Origin of the sequence: Pseudoalteromonas apostichopi, from assembly GCF_030297135.1 — a bacterium.
Classification (GTDB): domain Bacteria; phylum Pseudomonadota; class Gammaproteobacteria; order Enterobacterales; family Alteromonadaceae; genus Pseudoalteromonas; species Pseudoalteromonas apostichopi.
The window spans coordinates 19,598-42,485 of sequence record NZ_AP028066.1 but is presented as its reverse complement, the minus strand read 5'-3'; the positions used below and the strand labels follow the sequence as shown (position 1 = coordinate 42,485).

At 40.3% G+C, this 22,888-nt stretch carries 14 protein-coding genes; 11 read left to right on the top strand and 3 right to left on the bottom strand.

Annotated elements, in window-relative coordinates:
* The 9 genes from QUE86_RS16325 (at position 1) to QUE86_RS16285 (ending at position 9,157) form a co-directional block, all read left to right on the top strand.
* Positions 1 to 1,164: a beta-ketoacyl-ACP synthase gene (locus QUE86_RS16325; protein ID WP_286260649.1), complete on the top strand. Its 1,164-nt coding sequence runs from the start codon at positions 1 to 3 to the stop codon at positions 1,162 to 1,164.
* Positions 1,151 to 1,606 (top strand): hotdog family protein, encoded by a 456-nt coding sequence (locus QUE86_RS16320; RefSeq protein ID WP_167657516.1) that lies wholly within the window; start codon positions 1,151 to 1,153, stop codon positions 1,604 to 1,606. Before QUE86_RS16325 ends, QUE86_RS16320 begins: the two co-directional genes overlap by 14 nt.
* A complete protein-coding gene (gene fabG, locus QUE86_RS16315) occupies positions 1,603 to 2,328 on the top strand; it encodes a 3-oxoacyl-ACP reductase FabG (protein ID WP_167657517.1) in 726 nt (241 codons plus the stop codon). The genes QUE86_RS16320 and fabG overlap by 4 nt, the downstream gene beginning before the upstream one ends.
* On the top strand, positions 2,328 to 3,554 hold the full coding sequence (locus QUE86_RS16310; protein WP_250662207.1) for a beta-ketoacyl-ACP synthase: 1,227 nt from the start codon (positions 2,328 to 2,330) through the stop codon (positions 3,552 to 3,554). Before fabG ends, QUE86_RS16310 begins: the two co-directional genes overlap by 1 nt.
* On the top strand, positions 3,551 to 4,381 hold the full coding sequence (locus tag QUE86_RS16305) for a MipA/OmpV family protein (RefSeq protein ID WP_130052706.1): 831 nt from the start codon (positions 3,551 to 3,553) through the stop codon (positions 4,379 to 4,381). The genes QUE86_RS16310 and QUE86_RS16305 overlap by 4 nt, the downstream gene beginning before the upstream one ends.
* Positions 4,382 to 4,813 carry an excinuclease ABC subunit A gene (locus QUE86_RS16300; protein ID WP_250662206.1) on the top strand — a complete coding sequence of 144 codons (432 nt, stop codon included), beginning with the start codon at positions 4,382 to 4,384 and terminating at the stop codon, positions 4,811 to 4,813.
* A 67-nt stretch (positions 4,814 to 4,880) separates the two neighbouring features.
* The gene (locus tag QUE86_RS16295; protein WP_130052704.1) at positions 4,881 to 6,182 is read left to right on the top strand and encodes a DEAD/DEAH box helicase; all 1,302 of its coding nucleotides are present in this window, start codon (positions 4,881 to 4,883) and stop codon (positions 6,180 to 6,182) included.
* Positions 6,183 to 6,375: 193 nt separating this feature from the next.
* A complete protein-coding gene (locus QUE86_RS16290) occupies positions 6,376 to 8,628 on the top strand; it encodes a carbohydrate binding family 9 domain-containing protein (protein WP_130053027.1) in 2,253 nt (750 codons plus the stop codon).
* Between the two features lie 22 nt (positions 8,629 to 8,650).
* On the top strand, positions 8,651 to 9,157 hold the full coding sequence (locus QUE86_RS16285) for an Sbal_3080 family lipoprotein (RefSeq protein ID WP_286260648.1): 507 nt from the start codon (positions 8,651 to 8,653) through the stop codon (positions 9,155 to 9,157).
* 16 nt (positions 9,158 to 9,173) lie between these two features.
* On the opposite strand, the gene QUE86_RS16280 is transcribed toward QUE86_RS16285, so the two are convergent.
* From QUE86_RS16280 to QUE86_RS16270, 3 genes are all read right to left on the bottom strand, one after another.
* Complete coding sequence (locus tag QUE86_RS16280; protein WP_286260647.1) at positions 9,174 to 9,692, bottom strand: protein tyrosine phosphatase family protein; 519 nt, start codon at positions 9,690 to 9,692, stop codon at positions 9,174 to 9,176.
* A 19-nt stretch (positions 9,693 to 9,711) separates the two neighbouring features.
* On the bottom strand, positions 9,712 to 11,448 hold the full coding sequence (locus QUE86_RS16275) for an amidohydrolase (protein WP_286260646.1): 1,737 nt from the start codon (positions 11,446 to 11,448) through the stop codon (positions 9,712 to 9,714).
* A 73-nt stretch (positions 11,449 to 11,521) separates the two neighbouring features.
* Positions 11,522 to 12,499, bottom strand: a complete 978-nt coding sequence (locus QUE86_RS16270) for a Solitary outer membrane autotransporter beta-barrel domain (RefSeq protein ID WP_130052701.1) — start codon at positions 12,497 to 12,499, stop codon at positions 11,522 to 11,524.
* A gap of 278 nt (positions 12,500 to 12,777) precedes the next feature.
* Between QUE86_RS16270 and QUE86_RS16265 the strand changes: the two genes are divergently transcribed.
* Positions 12,778 to 13,446: an outer membrane beta-barrel protein gene (locus tag QUE86_RS16265; protein ID WP_286260830.1), complete on the top strand. Its 669-nt coding sequence runs from the start codon at positions 12,778 to 12,780 to the stop codon at positions 13,444 to 13,446.
* A 121-nt stretch (positions 13,447 to 13,567) separates the two neighbouring features.
* Complete coding sequence (locus tag QUE86_RS16260) at positions 13,568 to 22,840, top strand: Ig-like domain-containing protein (RefSeq protein WP_286260645.1); 9,273 nt, start codon at positions 13,568 to 13,570, stop codon at positions 22,838 to 22,840.
* The last annotated feature ends 48 nt before the right edge of the window (positions 22,841 to 22,888 follow it).

Genomic DNA, 22,888 nt, shown 5'->3' with positions numbered 1-22,888 from the left:
ATGCCATTTTGGCTTAACGACTTAGGTATTGTTAGTGCATTGGGGGTTGGTCACCAACAGACAATGCAAAGTATCAGCTTACAACCTAAACAAACACTCACAGAGGTGACGTCGCTTGCATTTGAGCTGCGTCCAACCTTTGTCGGCTTGGTTAATGAGTTGCCATTAACAGCATCAATGCGATTTTATCAGCTAATCGATTTAGCGCTGGCGCAAATTGCAGACACATTAGCAAGCATAAACATTCCGAGCAGCCGTATTGCAGTGGTTATTGGTACTAGTACTGCAGCCATTCAAGAAGGTGAAAGAGGCCGAAAATCCCATGCGGCGCAGGGAAAGTGGCCAGAGGGATTTGATTATTACGACCAAGCGCTCGTCGCTCCGGCCAATTACATTGCCAAAAAGCTCGCTGCAAACGGGCCCTGTTATAGTATTTCAACTGCGTGTAGTTCAAGTGCCAAGGCGCTTATTAGTGCTCGCGCCTTACTTAGTGCCGATTTAGCCGATGTGGTGATTTGTGGTGGCGTAGATAGTTTATGCCAACTCACTATCAATGGTTTTGATTCGTTATCTTCTATCAGTGATGAAATTTGTAAGCCATTTAGCGCTGACAGAGCAGGTATTAATATTGGTGAAGCCGCAGCGTTATTTGTTATGAGTAAAGAGCAGCATACAAAACAAAGTATCGCCTTTTTAGGTGGTGGTGAAAGCTCTGATGCCCATCATATTTCAGCTCCGATTGCTGATGGTTCTGGTGCAATCGCTGCTATGACAATGGCGTTACAAGACGCGAATTTAAGGCCATCAGATATCGACTACATAAATGCTCATGGCACTGCAACGCCGCAAAATGATGCAATGGAATCTTTGGCAATCAGTGAAGTGTTTGGCAAAGATACCAAGGTGAGCTCCTCTAAACATTTAACCGGGCATACTTTAGGAGCCGCCGGTGCTTTAGAGGCTGGGTTATGTTGGTTATACCTAGCTTATCCAGAGTTTAATGATTTAGTGTGGAATCAGGTTACTGAGGATGACTCTTTAGCTGAAATTGGCTTAATAACGCAGTCAGAAAAAGCAGAAATTAATCACTGTTTATCAAATTCATTTGCCTTTGGTGGCAATAATGTCAGTGTAGTATTAGGACATCTAAATGAATCACTATAAAATTGAGCAAGTAGTCCCTCATAGCGAACCAATGATTTTGCTCAATCGTCTCAGTAATTACAGCGAAGAGTCAGGTTGCTGCGAAGTTGATATTAGTTCACACAGCCCGTTTTATGACGAGAGCTTAAATGGAGTTGCTAGTTATATTGGCTGTGAATATATGGCGCAAACTATCGCGGCCTACGCTGGTGCGCTGGCAAAGGACAAAGGGGATGAAGTTCAAATTGGCTTTTTAATTGGTACGCGCAAATATAAAACCTATGCCCCGGTATTTAAAAACGAGCAGACGCTTAAAGTATCGGTCACAAAGTTATATCAAGAAGAATCAGGGTTGAGTGTATTTGAGTGTCAAATTCACAGCGATGAAACATGCTTAGCAGAAGCTAAAATTAATGTGTTTCAACCACAGGACCCAATGCAGTTTATAAGAGAAAATCAATGACAAAACGTATTTTAGTCACAGGCTCAAGCCGCGGAATAGGCAAAGCAATCGCTCTTAGATTAGCTAACGATGGCTTTGATATCGCTGTTCATTGTCGCAGTGGTGTGGCTGAAGCAGAGCAAACCTGTCAAGAAATTAGTGTCCTTGGTCGCCACGCAAGCTTATTGCAATTTGATGTGTGCGACAGAGAGCTTGCTAAACAACAAATTGAAGCAGATATCGCTGAGCATGGTGCTTATTACGGCGTGATTTGTAATGCTGGTATCACTAATGATATGGCGTTTCCAGCAATGCAAGGTGATGACTGGGATAAGGTGATCCGTACCGGCCTTGATGGTTTTTACAACGTGGTTCATCCAACGGTGATGCCAATGGTGCAAGGTCGTAAAGGTGGACGTATAGTAACTATGGCATCAGTGTCAGGGATTGCTGGTAATCGCGGGCAGGTAAACTACAGTGCAGCGAAAGCGGGCATAATTGGTGCGACAAAAGCGCTTTCGCTCGAGCTTGCTAAGCGTAAGATTACCGTTAATTGTGTGGCACCTGGATTAATCGAAACCGAAATGACAGACGATTTACCAGTTGATGAAATGCTAAAAATGATCCCATTAAAACGTATGGGCTCGGTTAATGAAGTGGCTGGCACGGTGTCATTTTTATGTTCAGATGACGCCGCGTATATCACACGCCAAGTTATTTCTGTGAATGGCGGTATGGTGTAATGAAGCGCGTTGTTGTTACAGGCATGTCTGCTATCACCGCATTAGGTGATACATGGGGCGAATTTAAATCAGCTTTGCAAAAAGGTGAAAATGCCGTTCAGTACATGACTGACTGGGATGTTGCGCCAGAATTAAACACTCGATTAGCCGCACCTGTTACTCATTTTAGTAAACCAAGCCACTACAAACGCAAACAAGTTCGCTCAATGGGGCGCGTTGCTATGATGTCGACGCGAACCACAGAGCTTGCTTTAGAAGAAGCTGGTCTGCTCGAACACCCAAGTCTAACCGATGGTTCAACAGGTATTGCCTTTGGTTCGTCAACGGGGTCAACGCCACCATTATTGGCTTTTGCGAAAATGATGGAAACTGGTGAAATGACTGGCGTAACGGCAACTAGTTACATCCAAATGATGGCACATACGGCGCCTGTGAATGTAGGGGTCTTTTTTGGTTTAAAAGGCCGAGTGATCACCACAAGCTCTGCGTGTACATCAGGTTCTCAGGGGATAGGTTATGCCTACGAAGCCATTAAGTATGGACGTCAAAAAGCCATGGTTGCTGGTGGTGCAGAAGAGTTGTGCATCACTGAAGCCGCGGTATTTGACACCTTATATGCTACAAGCACCAAAAACGATGCTGCGAAAAGCACGCCACGGCCATTTGATCAAAATCGTGACGGTCTCGTTATTGGTGAAGGCGCGGGCACACTCATTTTAGAAGAGTATGAACACGCTGTTGCCCGTGGAGCGACTATTTATGCTGAGTTAGTCGGTTTTGGTTGTAACTCAGATGGTCAACATGTCACGCAGCCCACTGCAGAAACAATGCAAGTAGCTATCGAAATGGCACTGAATGATGCACAGCTTACTGCTAGTCAGATTGGCTATGTAAATGCCCATGGTACTTCAACGGACCGTGGTGATATTGCGGAATCTCTGGCGACTTTCAATGCCCTTGGGAAGAAACCAATTAGCTCATTAAAAAGCTATTTAGGTCACACCTTAGGAGCGTGTGGTGCCATTGAAGCATGGGCAAGTATTAACATGATGAATGATGGTTGGTTTGCACCTACTATCAATTTAACTGATGTCGATGCTGAGTGCGCTGATTTAGATTATATCAAGGGTAATGGCCGTGAAATGCAAACAGATTACATCATGAGTAATAATTTTGCGTTTGGTGGCATCAATACGTCGTTAATCTTTAAAAAGTGGCAAGCATGATCAACCGCTGCATTTTAAGTATTTTATTTGTTCTAACTTTTAATGCTTATGCTGCAGAAGATAGTGCAGAAAAAGGTGCTGCAAAAATGGAGCTAGGCGCTGGCCTGTTTTATGCTGATATCCCACATTATTTGGGATCGGATGAAAGTGAGCACTACTTATTGCCTGTGCCTTATTTTCGTTATCAAAGCGATAAAATGGCCATCGACCGCAACAATTTCACTGGTTTTTTGTGGCAACAAGAAAATCTTCATTTAGATTTATCTGCCAATGTGGGGCTTGCGGTTGACAGTGAAGACAATAAAGCCCGAGAAGGTATGGATGATCTAGATTGGGTGTTTGAATTAGGGCCTTCACTTAATTACTACCTAATAGGTGAACCAAACGCTAAACAGCACTTGTATTTAAGCCTGTTTGCACGCAAAGCCATTGCAACGGATTTCTCTGGTATTGATGATATTGGTTGGCGTTATGGACCAAGTGTGTATTATCGAGTGCCGATCATCGAAAAGGCGGATTCACAATTTTCATTAGCGTTTCGTGGCAATATCAACTTTGCTACCGATAAATACCTTGATTACTACTATGGGGTGAGTGACTTACATAGCAATGAAACTCGCCAAGCATACTCAAGCCGTTCAGGTTTTTCTGGTGCTGATGTATCAATTGGGGTACATTTTGACACACCAAAGTATTGGTTAGGTGGTTTTGTTAAATATCATCACCTTGCTGACAGTCAACAAGATGCAAGCCCGCTAGTGAAGCAAGATTATAATGTTTCGGTCGGTTTTGGGGTTGCTTGGAAATTTTATAGAAGGAATTTTTAAATGAAATTATTTATCCTTACATGTGTTTTAGTTGCTTGTTTGTTTTCAGTAAAAAGTTTTGCACGTGATGATATACAAACCCTACCTATACAAGCATTACTTGCAACCAGTAAAGCGAAACAAGCACTGTTAGATATTCCACTTTACTTTGCTGATCAAAGTCATAACACCATTAAAACTAAGTATGGTGAAGTTATCACCAATAAGAAAACCAACGCGTTTAATAAAACGGACCGTGAAGCCTGTGAGTGGGTAATGCTTAGTGCTTTAAAAGCATTACAAGAGCGTGCTGTACGTGAAGGCATGAATGCGGTTGTAAATATTCAGTCGTACTACAAGAAACGTGAGTTTGTTAGCCAAACCGAATATCAATGTGGTGCGGGTACATTTATCGCTGGTGTGGCATTAAAAGGCACTTTAGTTAAGTTATAACTAACTAAAGTCATTTTTTTTCTGTATAATTTGCGACCCTTGATATGATGGCCGCAGGTTACACAGCATGAATTTTAAATCATTTAGTTTTTCTTCTGAGCTTTTACAGGCATTAGAAGAGCTTAATTTCGAAACGCTTACTCCCGTTCAACGTAGTGCAATTCCTGCGGTAAGAAAAGGCAAAGACGTACTTGTTAGTGCGCAAACAGGCACCGGTAAAACGGCTGCTTTTGCATTGCCTATTATTCAAAAGTTATCAGAATCTGCTGTTAGTGATAAGAATGCGCCAAGTGCCCTAGTGTTAGCGCCTACTCGTGAATTAGCAGAGCAAATAGCCAATAATTTTAAAGCGTTTGCCAAATACACGGAATTAAAAACTGTTTGTCTTTTTGGTGGGGTTAATCTTGCAGGCCAAGCTAATGACTTAAAAGCGGGTGTCGATATTGTAGTTGCAACACCTGGCCGCTTACTTGACCAACTTCGTTTGGGTAACATTAGTTTAGCTAAAGTGAAGCATTTAGTGCTTGATGAGGCTGACCGCATGCTAGACATGGGGTTTATCAGCGATATGCAAAATATTATCAATGGCTGTGATGAAGCGCGTCAAATCTTATTGTTCTCTGCAACTTTTCCAGCTGCAATTAAACAGTTTGCAAGTAAAGTTTTAAAGCAGCCTGAAGTCATTCATGTAGATCAAACAAACAGTACTGCAGAAACAGTGCAACACGTTGTTTATCCAGTTGAAGAACGTCGTAAGCAAGAGCTTTTATCTGAATTGATTGGTAAGAAAAATTGGCAGCAGGTACTTGTTTTCGTAAACATGAAAGAAACCGCTGATGAGCTTGTCAAAGAGCTGAATCTTGATGGTATTCCTGCAGTTGTTTGTCATGGCGATAAAACACAAGGTAATCGCCGCCGTGCTTTACGTGAATTTAAAGAAGGTAAAGTTCGCGTACTGGTAGCCACTGAAGTAGCTGCCCGTGGTATTGATATTGAAGGTTTACCACGTGTGATTAACATCGACCTACCTTGGCTTGCAGAAGATTATGTTCATCGTATTGGTCGTACCGGTCGTGCAGGTAAACCTGGCCAAGCGATTTCATTTGTGAGCCGTGAAGAAGAAAACACGTTATTCGATATCGAAAAGTTAATTGGTCAGCGTATTAAGCGTATTGTTTTACCTGGTTACGAAGTAAGTAACCGTGATGTATTGATTGATAAAATAGTTAAAAAGCCATCACATTTACGCCGCAGTCGCACAAACAAGCCTTCAGGTCAGGCAACTGGCGAGGCTCGTGCGAAAAACCGTTCACGCATCGCAAATGTTCGCAAATCTTTGAAAGGCAATAAACTAAGCCTTAAAAAGTAATAAATTTTCTACAAAAAGCCCCATTGCTGTTTGGCAATGGGGCTTTTTTTGGCTCTATATATAGTACGAACGGAGTATTTTGTTAATTTTTATGGTGTTAAATGCAGAATTAGATTAACAAATGTACCATGCTGAATTACAATCGCTTTGAAATCAGTCAAGTAGCGTTTCTAACGCGTCAGTGTCTAAATGGATGTTTATGCAGTACTTAAAAAGAATTATAAAAAAAATAATCACCCCTACTTTTTTACTTGGTGTTGTCTGTGTGCCTTTTTATGCCAATGCATTTGATAAAGCAGAGTTCTCCCTTGCCCATATAAAAGAGTCCATCAGCGTTGATGGTGTAATGGATGAACCGCATTGGCAAGAAGCCACAAAAGTGTCATTAAAATATCAAAATGAACCAACCGAAAAAGGCACACCGCTTGTACAAACTGATGCCTATATGTATGAAGATGGTAAATACTTGTATGTTGGCTTTATTGCAAAAGATGATGACCCTTCACAAATTCGTGCTGCACTTCGTGACCGCGACACGCTTTGGCAAGATGACAATGTTGCCTTGATGATTGATACGTTCAACGATGAACGAACTGGTTATGAGTTTTATGTAAATCCACTAGGTGCGCAAGGGGATATGCGCATGACGGATATTGACGATTGGGTGGAAGACCCATCGTGGGATGCCATTTGGGATAGTGCAGGGCAAATTAATAACGATGGCTATGTGGTTGAAATGCGTATTCCGTTCACTGCTCTTCGCTTTCCAAAAGATCAAGCTGAGTTAACGTGGAGTTTTGCTGTATGGCGTAATTACCCGCGTGATGTATTTTATCAAATGTCGAATGTTGGTTTTGACAGAGATGTAAAATGTAGCTTTTGTCAGTTTGATAAACTAACAGGCTTTGCCAACATGACTGAAAGCCAAAACATTCAGCTTACGCCAACTTTAACTGCGCTTCGCCATGATACCAAAGACGCAGTGCCTGGTGATTGGCAAAATGGCGATATTGATACTGAAGCGGGCTTGGACTTACGTTGGGGTGTGACGCAAGATGCGGTTATTAATGCCACCATTAACCCTGACTTTTCGCAGGTCGAGGCCGATTCACTTGAACTTGATGTAAATACTACTTACTCAATTTACTACGCTGAAAAGCGTCCATTCTTTTTAGATGGCGCCTCTTATTTTAATACCAGCCAACTAGAGCTTTTATATACGCGAATGATTGCTGAACCTGATGTAGGTTTAAAATTAACAGGTAAAACCGGCGCGCACAGCTACGGCTTTATGTACGCTGACGATCAGAATACCAGTGTCTTACTTCCGACTAACCAAGGTTCGGGCTTTGCTAATCTAGCAGATAAAACACAAGCAGTTGCGGGACGATATCAATTTGATATCGGCCAAAAAGGCACAATTGGTGTGATGAGCACTCACCGTGAAAATGATGATTACCATAATACAGTGTTATCTCTAGATGGCAGCTACTGGTTTAATCAATCAGATAGTTTGCAGTATCAAGTAGCAAGCACAGATACCACTAACTCAGAATTTTTAGTTGATTATTATGGCGTTGATAAAAATCAATCAGATCAAGCTTATGCTATTGAATTTACTAGAACTAAGCGTGATTACGAAGTTTATGCTAATTACGAAAATATAGGTAAAGAATACCGCTCAGACTTAGGTTACCAAGCTAAAGTTGATTACGAGCAAATACAATTAGGTGGTGGGCAAACCTGGTACCGTGATGCTGATGATGCAATCACTGAGTACAGCTATAATGCTGAATGGGATAAAACTTGGGCGCAAAATGGCGACTTACTTGAAGAAGAATACGATGGCTTTTTTACCTTTAAAGGTAAGATGCAATCGCAAACAGAAATTGGCTTTATCCATCGTAATGAATTTTATGCCGGTGAGTTTTTTAATCAAAACATAGGTTATATCTACGGCGGTTTTAGACCCATCCGCGATGTCCGTTTCTTATTATATGCTCAATATGGCAGCAAAATTGACTACAGTAATGCAGCTCTAGGTACAATGGTCCGCATTGAACCTGAGATGACGTGGGATATTAACGATCATTGGCAGGTTCAGTTGGAGCACAGCTACAGCTACCTAGATAACGAGCAAAATGAGCGTGTTTATACTGCTAACTTAACGGATCTACGCGTTTATTATAAATTTAATATGCGTTCAATGCTGAAACTCGTTTTGCAGTTTGAAGATGTCGATCGAAACAACGAAGCTTATCGATTTGATGTAAGCCAAACTAACCGCGATTATGGTAGTCAGTTAGTGTATTCGTACAAGATTAACTCACAAACACTGTTTTATTTAGGGTATTCAGATAAAGGATACCAAGACGATTCGTTGGAAGGTCTTGAGCGTGATCAACGCACCTTCTTCACTAAGCTAAGCTATGCATGGCAGCTATAAAATTATAAAAAGGAAAATCATAATGAATATTGCAAAAATATCAGCTGTTGCTGTTGCAGCAACCGTACTTGCTGGTTGTGCAGCGAAACAAGATGTCAGTCGTTTCGAAGCGGAGAAACCAAAAACAGTGTGTATTGCAGAGCACCAAGCAGTTAAAGAAGGTGTTGTAACATCACTACAATCAGGTTTTGCAAAACATAACGTACAAACACGTGTTATCCCAGCCAATTATGTTATGAAACATCAAGCATATCAAACCGACATCTCAGCTGCTAACACAGAGGGGTGTGATGCTGTTGTATTTTATGTTGCTAACTGGCGTTGGGATTTAGCTCTATATATGGCTTATGCCAATATTTGGGTCACTAATGTTGATCAATCTAAAACAATTGCACAGGCAAGCTATCGCACCGGTGGTGGTCTAGATAAGTTTATTGATGCAAATGATAAAATCATTGAGCTAGTTGATTCAATGTTCCAGCAAGTTGAAGCTAAGAAACAACAAGAAAGCCAGAAAAAAGCAATATAATAAAAACTTGGTCAGCTTATGGCTGACCAACTTCTTCGTTTACCTTAGTTCTTACCACCCCTTCAAGGCTTTTTAAGCCCCACTGCTTACCAATCTCGACAGCTTCATCAATTGGCTTTTTTAAGGTTATGGCATTGTATAGCGCAACGAGAGCGCCAACACGGTTGCTGCTAGCACAGTGAAGTAAGGTGGTTTGTTGTTGATGCTCATTGAGTAAGGCCTGAAGCTTAGTGGCATTTTCAATCGTAATATCAGCTTTAGATTGCACAGGAATATGGTAATAGTTCATGCCAAGCTCAGTCACTAATTCTTGCTCAGACCAATTTGTTTCGTTATCACCACGTAGGTTAATGATGTTCTCAACACCGAGTTGTTTTAACTTGGCAAAATCGGTTTGATTGGGCTGCCCTGAGGTTAATACATGCTCAGACTGGGCCTTTAGATTTAGAATATCCAGTTGTGTGGCGGTCGTTTGTGTTGCCGATACTGAAAAAGACAGTAAAGTAGCGCACGCTAATAATATGAAGCTCTTCATGTTATTCCTTCTATTAAGTTTAATTTTTGCGGTAGACGGTTTTACCACGGCTAATGGTTTCTAACACTTGTAAATTATGAAGCTCTTCAGGCTTTATTTTCAACGGGTTATTATCAAGGATAATTAAATCAGCTTGCATCCCTTGTTTTAATTGCCCTTTTGAGGTCTCTTCAAAGTGTTGATACGCCGGCCATGTCGTCATTGCTTGTAGTGCAGTATACACAGAAACGCGTTGTTCAGGGCCTAACACTTTATCTGTACGGGTCGTGCGGTTAACCGTTGCATCTAATACACGTAGAGCATTTGGTAGAGCCACTGGCGCATCATGATGGGTGCTAAACATTAATCCTTGCTTGCGAACCGCATGAGTGGGTGAAATAAAATCGGCACGGGGGTGACCAAGTACCGAATTTACATGCCAGTCGCCCCAATAAAAGGTATGCATTGGGAAGAGCGATGGAAATATGCCCAACTCTTTAAGGCGATTTACCTGATCTTGACGAATTGTCTGACCATGAATAAGTACAGGGCGTCTGTCTTTTTTACCAAGCTTGTTATTGGCATTTTCAACAGCATCTAAAAATTGCTCAATGGCGGCATCACCATTTGCATGTGTCATCACTTGCCAACCATTGGCAAAGGCCGTTTCTACATATTGATAAGCTTGTTCATCATTAAAAGTAGGGTAGCCTGCATAACCTTGCTCTTGGCCTTCAGGTGCTTTTAAGTATGGATGAGATAACCAAGCAGTTTTCCCTTGCGGTGAGCCATCAAAGTTAAGTTTTACACCACCAATACGAAAATGATTTGTGTAGTGTTTACTGTTATAGGTTGAGTCCATAAAACTGCTGCTGGTGGCCATATCAGCATATGCAACCACATCAATCACGAATTTATCAGCCTTTGATGCTCTTACCATCGAATCATAGGCTTCTTGAGTTGCTCGGCCTTCTTGCGCTGTGGTGTAGCCGTATTTTGTGTAGAGCTTTTGTCCTTCTTGTAGCATTAAATCTTGTAAGTCAGGATCAAACGACTGCATGAGTTTAAACAGTAAACCAAAGTGCGCGTTTTCTTCGAGCACCCCATTAGGTTCTTGTGAGTTCGCCATACGACGAATTAGCCCACCTTTAGGGTTTTCTGTGTTTTCGTCGATGTCAGCCAGAGTTAAAGCTTTACTGTTTGCAACACTTAAGTGCCCCGAGGTATGAATGATGATCACTGGCTTTTCGGTGCTAACGCGGTCTAAGTCCATTTTAGTCGGGTATCTATCAAGCTCAGCATCATCGTAACCAAAGCCTAAGATAGCGCCGGTTTTTTCAATAAATGTGGTGTAATCAGGGTTATTCTGTGCGGCTGTAAGCATATTAACGATTTGCTCAACACTATTGGCATCACCATCTGGGCTAGGTAATACATTGGCTACCATGGCTTGCAAACCAACACCGTAGACATGGCTATGACCATCTACAAAGCCTGGCATCAAGGTTTTTCCTTGTAAATCAATCAGCTTTGTTTTGCCAAATTTAAACTCAAGGGCTTTAGTTTTATCACCCACAAAGATGATTTTGTCACCTTGGGTAGCTATTGCTTGTGCATATTCTGGTTCATCTCCAGTCATTGTAAGAATATCGCCACCATAATAAATGGTATCTGCAGCACTCACTTGCAGAGGTAGCGTTTTAGCTGTGTGTTCAGGGCGATTATCGCAAGCCGTTAAGGCTATTAATGAACAAGCGATTGCGAGGTGATGTTTCATTTAAATCTTCCATGAATTTTAATTATGTCTAAGAATATAGTCTGTTTAAAAATTTTGTCTTTAAAAAATAGACTTAAATTTCATTAAAGTACAAGACTATAGCTGCACCATCGAGGCTACTACCGTTGTGAATGTTGATACCAATGCCAAAGTTGTCAAACCATGACGTCCACTTTCTACTGTCCCATAAAAAGCCGATACCGTATTCATAAAAGTGATCTGTAGAAAATGCAATACGACCATCACCACCTAAATCAATTCGCTGTCCTTTAATATAAAAAGCTTGCTCAAAAAGGCCTATTTTAAACATGTTAAACTTAGCTTTAATTCCATTGAGTGTACGCCAAGTTTCAGGAGCTGCATTACTCATTCCGTCAGGATGAGACAAGGCCCAGCCATAATAGTAATTAAAGTTAAGTTTGTATTCGTAATAGCCCCAGTGCCTTGGCAGGCGATAAATCATGGTCGCATTTGGATTTAGTACTAGTGCATTACTATTTAGGTTGGTGTAAAGATTATCAGCTAAAGGCTGTATATTACGTCTAGATTCGGGCGAGTTGTACTCGTAATCATTGTTGTAATGTAAGTAGTGACTGTTAAAGCCAAGTTGATATGACCATTTAGATCCAAGCGCTTTCTCTGCATTAACACCGATCATGCTGTTATACACCGTTTCTGAAATATAGTCGTCAGCGACATTGTCATACAGTGAGATAAAATCTGATTGATTTAAATAGCTGACTCTACCGGTCAAACTTAGTTTGTGCTGATAAATTGGTTCATCAAGCTGCCATGTATAAGGAATGCTGTAGAGTTTGAGTTTTTTTCTAAGTGCGATACTGTCTTCATCTTTACTAGCATGTTGCGAGTTAAACAATGTTTGCGGATCAAAATCACCAAACCCCAAGGTAATACTGTCACCATCAGTTAAAACTAACGAGGTTGCAAATGCGGTTTCGAGCTGCTTAGTTGGGTTTGCATAGCTGCTCGCGCAAAACACACACGTCATCATTATGCAAGCAGTTAAATACGGTATGTACTTGTTATTCATTAAAAAATCAACTCTCGCTCAAAAGTATTAAATAGCGAAGGGGGGGAATTTAGCTGTACTAGTCCCTAATTGCTATTCAGATCATACAAAAGTTCTTTCTCAGAACTAATAACAAAGGTTGTCAGAAATTTCACATACCCATATTGAATCAGAATTTTCTCATTAGAATGGCTAGGAGTTTAATCTAATGTAAATGATATGTACAAAGTGGATGTTCGTAATTAACAGTGGATTTGTTGCAATTACAATTAATCTTATAAAGAGGTCTCACTTTGAAAGTGCCATACTTTTCCACTAGTTATAATGACTTTGAACTTAAGTTTTCGACAGTCATGCTATTTACTGGCTTATTATTATGTAGTCATCATAGTAAAGCCGAGCAAACTCACTGGTTTGTATCTGGGCAAATAGGTTCAGCTTCCACAGACCTTAGCACAAAAGACTTAACATCATCATTAAGTGAACAAGGGACCATTATTGATTCTGTTTCGATTAAAGACTCGGATGCAGGTTACCAAGCTGCAATCGGTTATAAATTCAACTCAATTTATTCACTACAAGTCGGTTATGTAGATTTCGGTGAGAGACATTTCAGCTTTACAGGCGAAGTCACCGATTTAGGCAACTTTCACACGGCCATAAAACGAATTTACCCTGAATCAGCAAAGGGGCCTCAGGTATCACTTTTAGCGTCGTGGCCAATCACCAAAATAATATCGCTGACTGGTAAGTTAGGATATTTAGATTGGCACCAAGATTACCAATACCAATCAAACTCTTCACAGTTATTTAAAGCAAAACGCAGTGGTAACAGTGCCACCTTTGGCATTGAAGCGAGTTTTGATCTTTTTAAAAATACCCAGATTTTTCTAAGTTACGACCATGCAGCGCTAGATGCAACTGATGCTTCGATGTTCTCAATTGGCGCAAGATATTATTTCGACTAACCCATTATCGATGTATGCAAGGGGCGTACATTTTAATTACCTCAAGGAATAGCTGAAACACGAGTAAACCATTTTAGATGAATTTACTACCAGCTTGAAATTTCTACAGGAACACGACGTCATGCTATCAACAATTATTAAATACCTATACCTCATAGCGCTTATTTCGCCTATGACTATATTGGCTATGCCGATTACAATTATCGCACCTACTGTGACCTTCACACTCGATGTTGAGCCAAGTGACAGCATTGAAACAGTTAAAGGGCTTGTTGAACAGCAGACTCAAATTGTACTGACTAGACAAATCATCACTTTTAATGGTCAAACATTAGAAAATGCTCGGTCATTGTCTGATTACAATGTGGTAAAAAACTCTATTTTGAATGTCACTAAATCGAATTTAGCCCCTAGTTTTTCCTATGAGAATCCATCGCAGCTACTAGGGAGTTTAAGCTTGGATGATTCTCTATATCCAAATATTACTTTAGATAATAATGAAGTCCCTTATATTATTTTAAAAAATACTTTCAACAATAGAGCCGATGTTTATAAATATGTGGATAGTGCTTGGGAATCAATTGATGGGGGGGAAACGCTTGCTGATGCGTATGGCGAAACAGATATTGTCTTTGACCAAAATAATAATTTATATATTGCTTATATATCTGGCTCTGGTTCGTCGCAGACAATTGTTGTAAAAAAACTTGTAAATGGTAATTGGACTGAGCTTGGCTCAGGCCAAATTAGCGGCACAAAAATAGAGCACATTGATTTAAAGGTTGATGATAATGATATTTTATATCTTGCCTATGATAACTCAACCGTATACGTGAAAAAGTGGGCTAATAATAGTTGGGTTAATGTAGGTACGCAGGCAAGTAATGGAAATGCTAAAAGCCCTGAAATTGCCTTTAATTCGAAAAATGAAATGTATGTCGTTTATAATAAAACAGTAAGTCCTGCCTCTGTTGAGGTAAGAAAGTTTAATGGCACATCATGGATAACTTTAAGCTCATCTGCTTTAGGGGCTCAACCAGCGATAGATCCTCAAATAGCGTTTGACAGCCAAGACACACTCTATATTTCATTTATAAACTCTACGACATATTTGGGTCCTGTAAAGGTTTATAAATTTGTAGAGGATAACTGGGTTTCGGTTGGCGATACATCAAACCTTTCTGCAATGAGAAAATTAAATCTATTAATTGACTCAAACGACAACGTGTTAATTGCATTTAATGAACAGAGCACATATGGACGAGGAAAACTATATGCTTTTGAAGGAGAGGTATGGAATTTAAAAGGGCCAATTGCCCCACCGGAAAAATCATATTATTTCGGCCTCGTAATGAGAGCTGTACTTAATTCAAGCGACATTATCTACGCTATTGACTTAAAGTCAGAGGTTGGTGGACCTTTTGTAATCACTAAGGAAAATGCTTCTTTTAGCAATCATTCTAAGAGCATTATGGAGGGAGCATCAAGCTTTAGGTTATTTGAAAATGTAATCGTTGAGGATGCTGAAAACGATAACGTTACCCTCACAATTACGATTTCAGATACGCAATTCGGGTCATTGTCAGGTACTGCAAGTGGTAACGCAGAACTTAATTATGATTCTAGCACAGGCGTTCTAACACTTTCAGGAACAGTCTCAGATATTAATGCTTCGCTTGAAAGTATTGAGTTAATACAGGCTGCAAATGGTGCAGGTCAATTCACACTCACGTTTTCATTAACGGATGGCACAGATACAAACTCTGCAATTGTGGGGACCTATTCAGTTATTGTACCCAATAAAGCCCCTTCTATCGATATTAATACGGGCCTTTCATTAGATGAAGGTGCAACGAAAGTAATTAATACTCAGAGCTTATCGGCTTCAGATCCTGATGATAGAGGCACAGGGTTAACATACACGCTTAAATCAGTACCTACTTATGGCAGTTTATTTGTCGATGCCAATGATAATAGCAGTTTAGATGCGGGTGAAAAGCTTTCGTTGAATGGTACTTTTACACAGCAAACACTGGATGATTCAAAACTTTATTATAAACACAATGGCACTGAAACAAACTCTGATAACTTTAAGTTCGATCTTGCAGATGGTGGGGAGGATGATGTTGCACCGATTATAGATCAATCTTTCATTATATCTATTACACCGCAAAATGATGCACCTAAAATATCTAAAGCCGCAAAATGGGAATATGTTGGTGGTGCAAATTTTGCAAAAGAACGGATAAGTGATACCGCCATAGCTGTTGATAGAAACAGTGTAGTATATTCAGCTTTTACTTATTATCTCGAACCAGCAGGGTATGGAATTGCAGTAAAGAAATATGATAGCAGGACTTGGCAAAACATAAGTAACACTAATCTCGCTGAGGGCTCGGTTAATAGTAATCTTAGTTTAGCTATTAATCGTTCTGATGAGCTTTTTATTGCTTATGAAGATTCAGGTTTCGAGAATAAGGTTGTTGTAAAGACTCTTAAAAATGGCTCTTGGACAGTACTTGGGGGAGAGGCCGTAAGTGCAGGGGTCGCAAATCACGCTTCTATTGCTTTTGACAGTGCTGATAATTTATACCTCACTTACCAAGATTATTTAAATAATAACACTGCAACAGTGAAAAAATGGGATGGCACAGAATGGACCACTGTGGGTGAAGCCGCAATTGCATCTGGGGTTACATCGCAAATGAAGCTCTCTTTTGATAGTAAGGACACGCCCTATTTGGCATATAAAGTAGATATTAATCAAAATAATATCAATGTAGTTAAATTCGAGAATAATAGTTGGACTCAGGTCGGCTCTGCAAATTTTGAGACGAATGTAATGAGATTAGATTTCACTATTATTAATGATGTTCCATACGTTGCTTTTTCAAAAAAATCATCTCAACTCATATCTGTCAATAGGTTTAATGGTCAAACTTGGGAGTTGGCTGGTAACAGTGATCTTTTGGGCGGCAGTGGTTTCGGGCCAAAAATAGCAGCAAATAGTGACAATATTCCTTTTGTTGCTGTGAATGATTATGTCAACGGTGGAGATGTATCTGTAATGCAGTTGACGGGAAATACGTGGAACCATGTTGGTAAAGCCGGAATAACAACTAAGAGAACTACTTTTCCTTCTTTCGCAATTGATGACAACGATACACTACTAGTTTCATTTGGAGATACAGATAACGACAGTAATGCTTCTATGATGAAGTATGAGCAGTCAATTTTTGACAGCTTCTCTATGACTACCAAGGAAGATAGCAATAAAAACTTACTCTTTGGAGGGCATATAATAACTGATAAAGAAAACGATAATGTTACTCTTACCATCACTCTTGCAAACAATACATCAGGCAAACTTGCGGGTACTGCAAGTGGTAGTGCCAACTTAGACTACGATATTGAAACAGCTACACTCACATTGAGTGGCTCACTAGTCGATGTTAACGCAAGTTTAGCAAGCCTTTCGTATACGCCAGCTGCTGATTATTCTGGCTCATTGGGTATTTCGTTTAAACTATCTGATGGCAGTAACACTGTCACACCTGTAAATGGCACTATAACTGTTACTGCTGTTAATGATGCACCAACGATTACTTCACAAGCCTTAGTACTTGCAACTGAAGATACAGCTTATGCATATCAACTTGCTGTCACCGATGCTGACAAAGACGAAACATATAAATTTAGCGCTTCAATATTACCTAGCTGGTTATCGATAAATACATCTACAGGTTTACTTGTTGGAACACCAAGCAATAATGATGTTGGTGAGCATAATGTCTCAATTAAAGTAACTGATTCGGCCGGTGCTTCTGATATTCAAATATTTACCATTACAGTAGCTAATGTAAATGATAAGCCGGTAATTACGTCAACCCCTGATACTGTCGCAGTTGAAGAGCAGTTATACAATTATACTGTTTCAGCTACAGATATTGATGCAGGAGATACGCTTTCGTACACAGTGCTTGGCCTTCCAAGTTGGTTATCTTTTAATGAAGCTACTCGCAGTTTTAAAGGCACACCTACTAATGATGATGTAGGGTCGTATAAGATCACTGTTGTTGTCATGGATATGAGTGAAGAGGAGGCACGACAATCATTTACTCTAACTGTTTCAAACGTAAATGACGCTCCAGTGTTTTCATCAACACCTATTACAACTGCGATTGAGGACAGCATCTATAACTATACTGTAAGTGCAACTGATGTTGATAAAGGCGATACGCTAATTTATTCAGCCAAGACGCTTCCTAGTTGGTTAAGCATAGATGCTGCGACAGGTTTAGTTACTGGTACGCCAGGTAATGATGATGTAGGCATGCATACGGTTAGTTTAATCGTCACGGATAGTGCAAAAGAAACAGATTCTCAGATGTTTTCTATCACCGTTGAGAATGTAAATGATGCGCCTGAATTTTCATCAACACCAATTACAACTGCAACCGAAGATGAGTTATACAGCTATATCGTTTCGGCAACGGATGTGGATGCTGATGATAGTCTTTCTTATACAGCCCTTGGTATGCCTAGCTGGTTAACCTTTGATACTAAAACGCATACCCTAAGTGGCACACCCACTAATGATGATGTAGGTACGTATAATATTACGCTTGTTGTAACAGATGCGAGTAAAGAGGAGATTAAGCAGGAATTTACACTGAGAGTTGTGAATGTAAACGATGTACCCGATGTGCATGATGATAAAGTAAGTGTTGATGAGGACAACAGTGTTGCTATTAATATTTTAGAGAACGATTCAGATGTTGATAGTGGCTTAAACCCTGCCAGTGTCAGAGTGGTAACAGCGCCAACACTAGGAAAAACAAGCTTAAATACTGCGAATGGGGTTATTACTTATACACCGAATGAAAATGTTAATGGCTCTGATACTTTTACTTATACTGTCGATGACTTAGATAATGGACGCTCAGCTATTGCAACAGTGTCAATTACCATCAATTCGGTTAATGATGCACCATTTGCTAAGATTGATACGGCCATAACTGAAGAAGACATGGCAATTGAAATTGATGTCGCACTAAACGATTCAGATATTGATGAAGGTGATTCACTCGATTTATCTAGCTTAGAAGTTGTCACAGCGCCAGAAAATGGTAAAGCGAGTGTACAAAACAAGCGCATTCTCTATACCCCAAACACAAACTTTAATGGCAGTGACACATTTACATACCGTGTTGCAGATGGATCTGGAGCTATGTCTAATCAGGCGAGCGTAATGGTAAAAGTAGGTGAAGTTAATGATGCCCCAATCGCAACAAACGATGCAGCAGAGCTTGATGAAGACACCTCGATTGAATTGTCAATTTTAGACAATGACCTTGATGTAGATAGCGATTTAACAATTGATAATGTGACAATTACCCAAGCCCCAGCAAACGGCAAAGTTAGCGTTAATAGTACCTCAGGTACTATTGGCTATATGCCAAATGCTGATTTCTTTGGTAGCGATAGCTTCAGTTATAGTGTTAAAGATGACCAATCATTAATGTCAAATATCGCCGTTGTGAAATTAACGGTCAATAGTGTGAATGATGCACCCGTCGCTAACGATGATGTTGCTCAATTGCTCGAAGATACAGCCCATAGCATTAATGTACTGGGCAACGACTTAGATATTGATGGTTCGCTTGATAAGTCAAGCCTTGAAGTTGTTACCGAGCCAGAACATGGTAGTACAAAAATTGTAGACGGCATGATCAGCTATACGCCTAATGCTAATAGTAATGGTGAAGATAGCTTTAGTTATCGTGTTAAAGATGATTTGGGTGTTTGGTCAAATAATGCAAATGTCGCCATCACAGTAACAGCTGTTAATGATGCGCCGCTGGCAAATAATGATGTAATACAAATTGATGAAGATGAGAGCGTTATCATCGATGTAACAGGCAATGATTCTGATGTTGATGGTAGCATAGATGAGGACTCAGTTAAGATTGTTACTGAACCGGCATTTGGTAATGTAATAAATAATGTAGATGGTACAGTTACTTATACTCCAGTAAGCAATTATGTTGGTTTTGATACCTTTACTTATTCAGTGCTTGATAATGAAGGTGCAGAGTCGAATACGGCATCAGTGACTATTACCGTACTTGCTGTCAATGATGCACCATTGATTGAGTCGGCGCCAATCACTTCAGCAACACAGGATGAAGCGTACCGCTATGTACTTGTTGTTAATGATGTAGACAGTGCTGATAGCTATAAATTGAGTGCTACAGAGCTGCCAAGCTGGCTTAATTTTAATCCTGCGACAGGCGAGTTAAGTGGTACACCAAGTAATGATGATGTGGGCAATCATGCTGTTACTTTATTAGTAACTGATGCAGAAGGGTTAACTGATACACAAACCTTTGTTATCACAGTGGCCGATGTTAATGACCAAGCAACAGGTGGTATCAGTATCAGTGGCGAGGCAAAAGAGGGTGAAACCTTACGCGTTGAGTCAACTATTGACGATCCAGATGGTGTGGGAGAATTTACCTATCAATGGATGCGCAATGGGGTGTTAATTACAGGTGCAACACTGTCAGAATACATGCTAACCGATGCAGATATCGGCACGACAATCACGGTTGTTGTTACTTACATTGATGGCCACGGTAATACTGAGACCTTTACATCAGGTGCGACAAGCCCAGTTATTATTGCTAATGTTGCGCCTGTAGCGATTGGTGAACAACTAAGTACTAATGAAGACGAGAGCATCACCTTTACACTTGGGTATTTTGATGAAAATGGCGATGCACTGACATTCAATTTAGTCGCACCGGTTAGTAATGGTACGTTAACAATGGATGTTAATCGTTTTATGTATCAACCAAATGCAGATTTTAGTGGCTCAGATAGCTTTAGCTATACCGTATCAGATGGTGTTTTAAGCTCTGAAATAGCAACAGTGACGATTGTGGTGAATCCAGTCAATGATGCACCTGTTACTACACCAGATAACTTCACCGTCAATGCAGACTTAAATGAGTATGTAGTGCTTGATGTGTTAGCGAATGACATTGATGTTGATGGTGATGCACTAACATTAGTTAAAGCGCTTGCAAGTGTTGGCAGTATTCGAATTGTTGATAATAAGCTTGAATATTTGGCGCCTGTTGGCTTAAACGCAAAGGTGATCATTACTTATCAAATTAAAGATGCAAGTGGTGAAGTGGTAGATGTAACACTGGTTGTAAACGTTGTTTCAACCTTAACAGATATAACTATCACAGCACCTGAAGATAAAACGATTGCCTCAGAAGGGCTGTTCACTAAGGTGAATATGGGAACAGCAGTTGCAATGGATGCATTGGGTAATCCAGTGCGTGTTACGGCAAGTTCTAAAGGCTTCTTTGCACCTGGAACACATACCGTTGTTTGGAGTGCAGGAGAAGGGAACGAGCAAGTTTCAGCTACGCAATTGATCCATGTAATCCCGCAAGTTAATTTCAGTAAAGATCAAACTGCAACTGAAGGAACATACGTCATAATTAAAGCGATTCTCAATGGTGATGCAGTAACTTACCCTGTTGTTGTGCCATTTACCGTATCAGGTGATGCGATTACAGGAGAAGATCATGACTTATCTGAAGGTGAATTTATCTTTAAACAAGGTCAACGCGAAGCTCAATTGATAGTTAACCTTATTGAAGATGAACAGTTAGAAAGCACAGAAACTTTAACTGTTCATTTTAAAGAACCTAAAAATGCTGTTGTGGGTACGTTAGGTTCACACACACTAACAATTGCAGAGGGAAATGTTGCGCCAAGCGTAGAGTTATTTGCAGCTCAGCAAGGTATGAGTACGCGTCTAATTGATAAACAAGCAGGTGAAGTAACTATCAGTGCATTTGTTACAGATGCAAACCTAGCCGATACCCATGTATTTGATTGGCAAGTGTCTGATGAAGCAATCATCGATGCAGATGCCATCGATGATCAATTTAGCTTTGACCCAAGTTTACTTGCTGAAGGTGTTTATGAGTTTATGGTAACCGTTGATGATGGTGACAAAACTGATACAGTGAAAATTTCACTGACAGTGCTTGATTCATTACCTGAGTTATCAGCCATTGATTCAGACTTTGATGGTATCAATGATGATGAAGAAGGGTATGGCGACAGTGATAACGACGGTATTCCAGATTATCTAGATGCAAGCTCGCTTGCTAGCAATGTTGTTCAAGAAAAGCTGATCGAAAGTGAATTTTTCTTGATGGAGACAGAGCCTGGACTTCATTTGAGCTTAGGTAACGTTGCTTTTAAAGCATCAGGTAGCAACACCGGTATTACTGAAGGCGATGCAGTTAAATACGGACATAACGGATTAGGTGCAAAAGCTGATAATGGGTTTGACTACATAAATGGCGTGTTTGATTTCAATGTAAATGAAATTCCGGTTGCGGGTCAGTCTGTCAGTGTAGTGATAGCACAGTTTAGGCCAATACCAAGCAATGCTGTCTATCGTAAATTGATGCCAACAGGTTGGACAGAGTTTGTAGTCGATAGTCGTAATCGTATTGCATCAGCGCCTGGTGCTGAAGGGTTCTGCCCACCACCACAAGATGTGCTTTACACAGAAGGACTTACCGAAGGTCACTGGTGTGTTCAGCTGACTATTGAAGATGGTGGTCCAAATGATGCCGATGGCCAAGTTAATCGTGCAATTGAAGATCCAAGTGGTATCGCAACTTTAGATACGCATAATACTCAGCCAGTAGCTACGGATGATGTTATTACGGTAAAACGTAATATCAGCACCTACCTTGATGTGTTAGTCAATGATACAGATGCAGATGGTGATTTATTAACGCTTACGTCGGCAACCGTTGATATTGGTGAAGTCAGTATTATTAGTAATGAACTGCATTTTAGTCCACAAGCCGAACATGTAGGTACAGCAACAATAAACTATGGCGTATCTGATGGTAATGGCGGCTCAGCATTTGCAGCTGTGACCGTTGAGGTCGTTGAAAACAAAGCACCGCAAGTGAGTGCCATTATTAATGTAACAACCGATGATCAAAGCCCAATTAACATCGACATACTGGCTAATGTTACTGATGATGATAATAATGATTTCACTATTATTTCTGCATCAGCTGATAATGGGACAGTAGTAATCAATGATGATGGTACTATTACGTATACTCCAAATGTGGGTTTTGAGGGCACTGATACAGTGACCTTCATTATCTCTGATGGTGATGGCGGAATAACTCAAGGGCTGTTTAATGTCGTTGTTAAAGCCTATAAACGAGTGAGTGTTGAGCATAAAACAAGTGGGGGGGCGCTACCTCTGAGCTTAATCTCATTATTGTTACTGCTAGTGCTTATTAGATGCTATCAGTATCGGGCTCGCCGTTAGAAAGCAAAAGCCAAGCATTAGCTTGGCTTTTTTACACCTCTTTGAGAA

Excerpts from the sequence above, each read along its gene's own strand:
- QUE86_RS16320 (WP_167657516.1), top strand. The coding sequence starts at position 1,151 with ATGAATCACTATAAAATTGAGCAAGTAGTCCCTCATAGCGAACCAATG.
- QUE86_RS16270 (WP_130052701.1), bottom strand. The coding sequence starts at position 12,499 with ATGAATAACAAGTACATACCGTATTTAACTGCTTGCATAATGATGACG.
- QUE86_RS16260 (WP_286260645.1), top strand. The coding sequence starts at position 13,568 with ATGCTATCAACAATTATTAAATACCTATACCTCATAGCGCTTATTTCG.
- QUE86_RS16325 (WP_286260649.1), top strand. The coding sequence starts at position 1 with ATGCCATTTTGGCTTAACGACTTAGGTATTGTTAGTGCATTGGGGGTT.
- QUE86_RS16310 (WP_250662207.1), top strand. The coding sequence starts at position 2,328 with ATGAAGCGCGTTGTTGTTACAGGCATGTCTGCTATCACCGCATTAGGT.
- QUE86_RS16300 (WP_250662206.1), top strand. The coding sequence starts at position 4,382 with ATGAAATTATTTATCCTTACATGTGTTTTAGTTGCTTGTTTGTTTTCA.
- QUE86_RS16290 (WP_130053027.1), top strand. The coding sequence starts at position 6,376 with ATGTTTATGCAGTACTTAAAAAGAATTATAAAAAAAATAATCACCCCT.
- fabG (WP_167657517.1), top strand. The coding sequence starts at position 1,603 with ATGACAAAACGTATTTTAGTCACAGGCTCAAGCCGCGGAATAGGCAAA.
- QUE86_RS16285 (WP_286260648.1), top strand. The coding sequence starts at position 8,651 with ATGAATATTGCAAAAATATCAGCTGTTGCTGTTGCAGCAACCGTACTT.
- QUE86_RS16305 (WP_130052706.1), top strand. The coding sequence starts at position 3,551 with ATGATCAACCGCTGCATTTTAAGTATTTTATTTGTTCTAACTTTTAAT.
- QUE86_RS16295 (WP_130052704.1), top strand. The coding sequence starts at position 4,881 with ATGAATTTTAAATCATTTAGTTTTTCTTCTGAGCTTTTACAGGCATTA.
- QUE86_RS16275 (WP_286260646.1), bottom strand. The coding sequence starts at position 11,448 with ATGAAACATCACCTCGCAATCGCTTGTTCATTAATAGCCTTAACGGCT.
- QUE86_RS16280 (WP_286260647.1), bottom strand. The coding sequence starts at position 9,692 with ATGAAGAGCTTCATATTATTAGCGTGCGCTACTTTACTGTCTTTTTCA.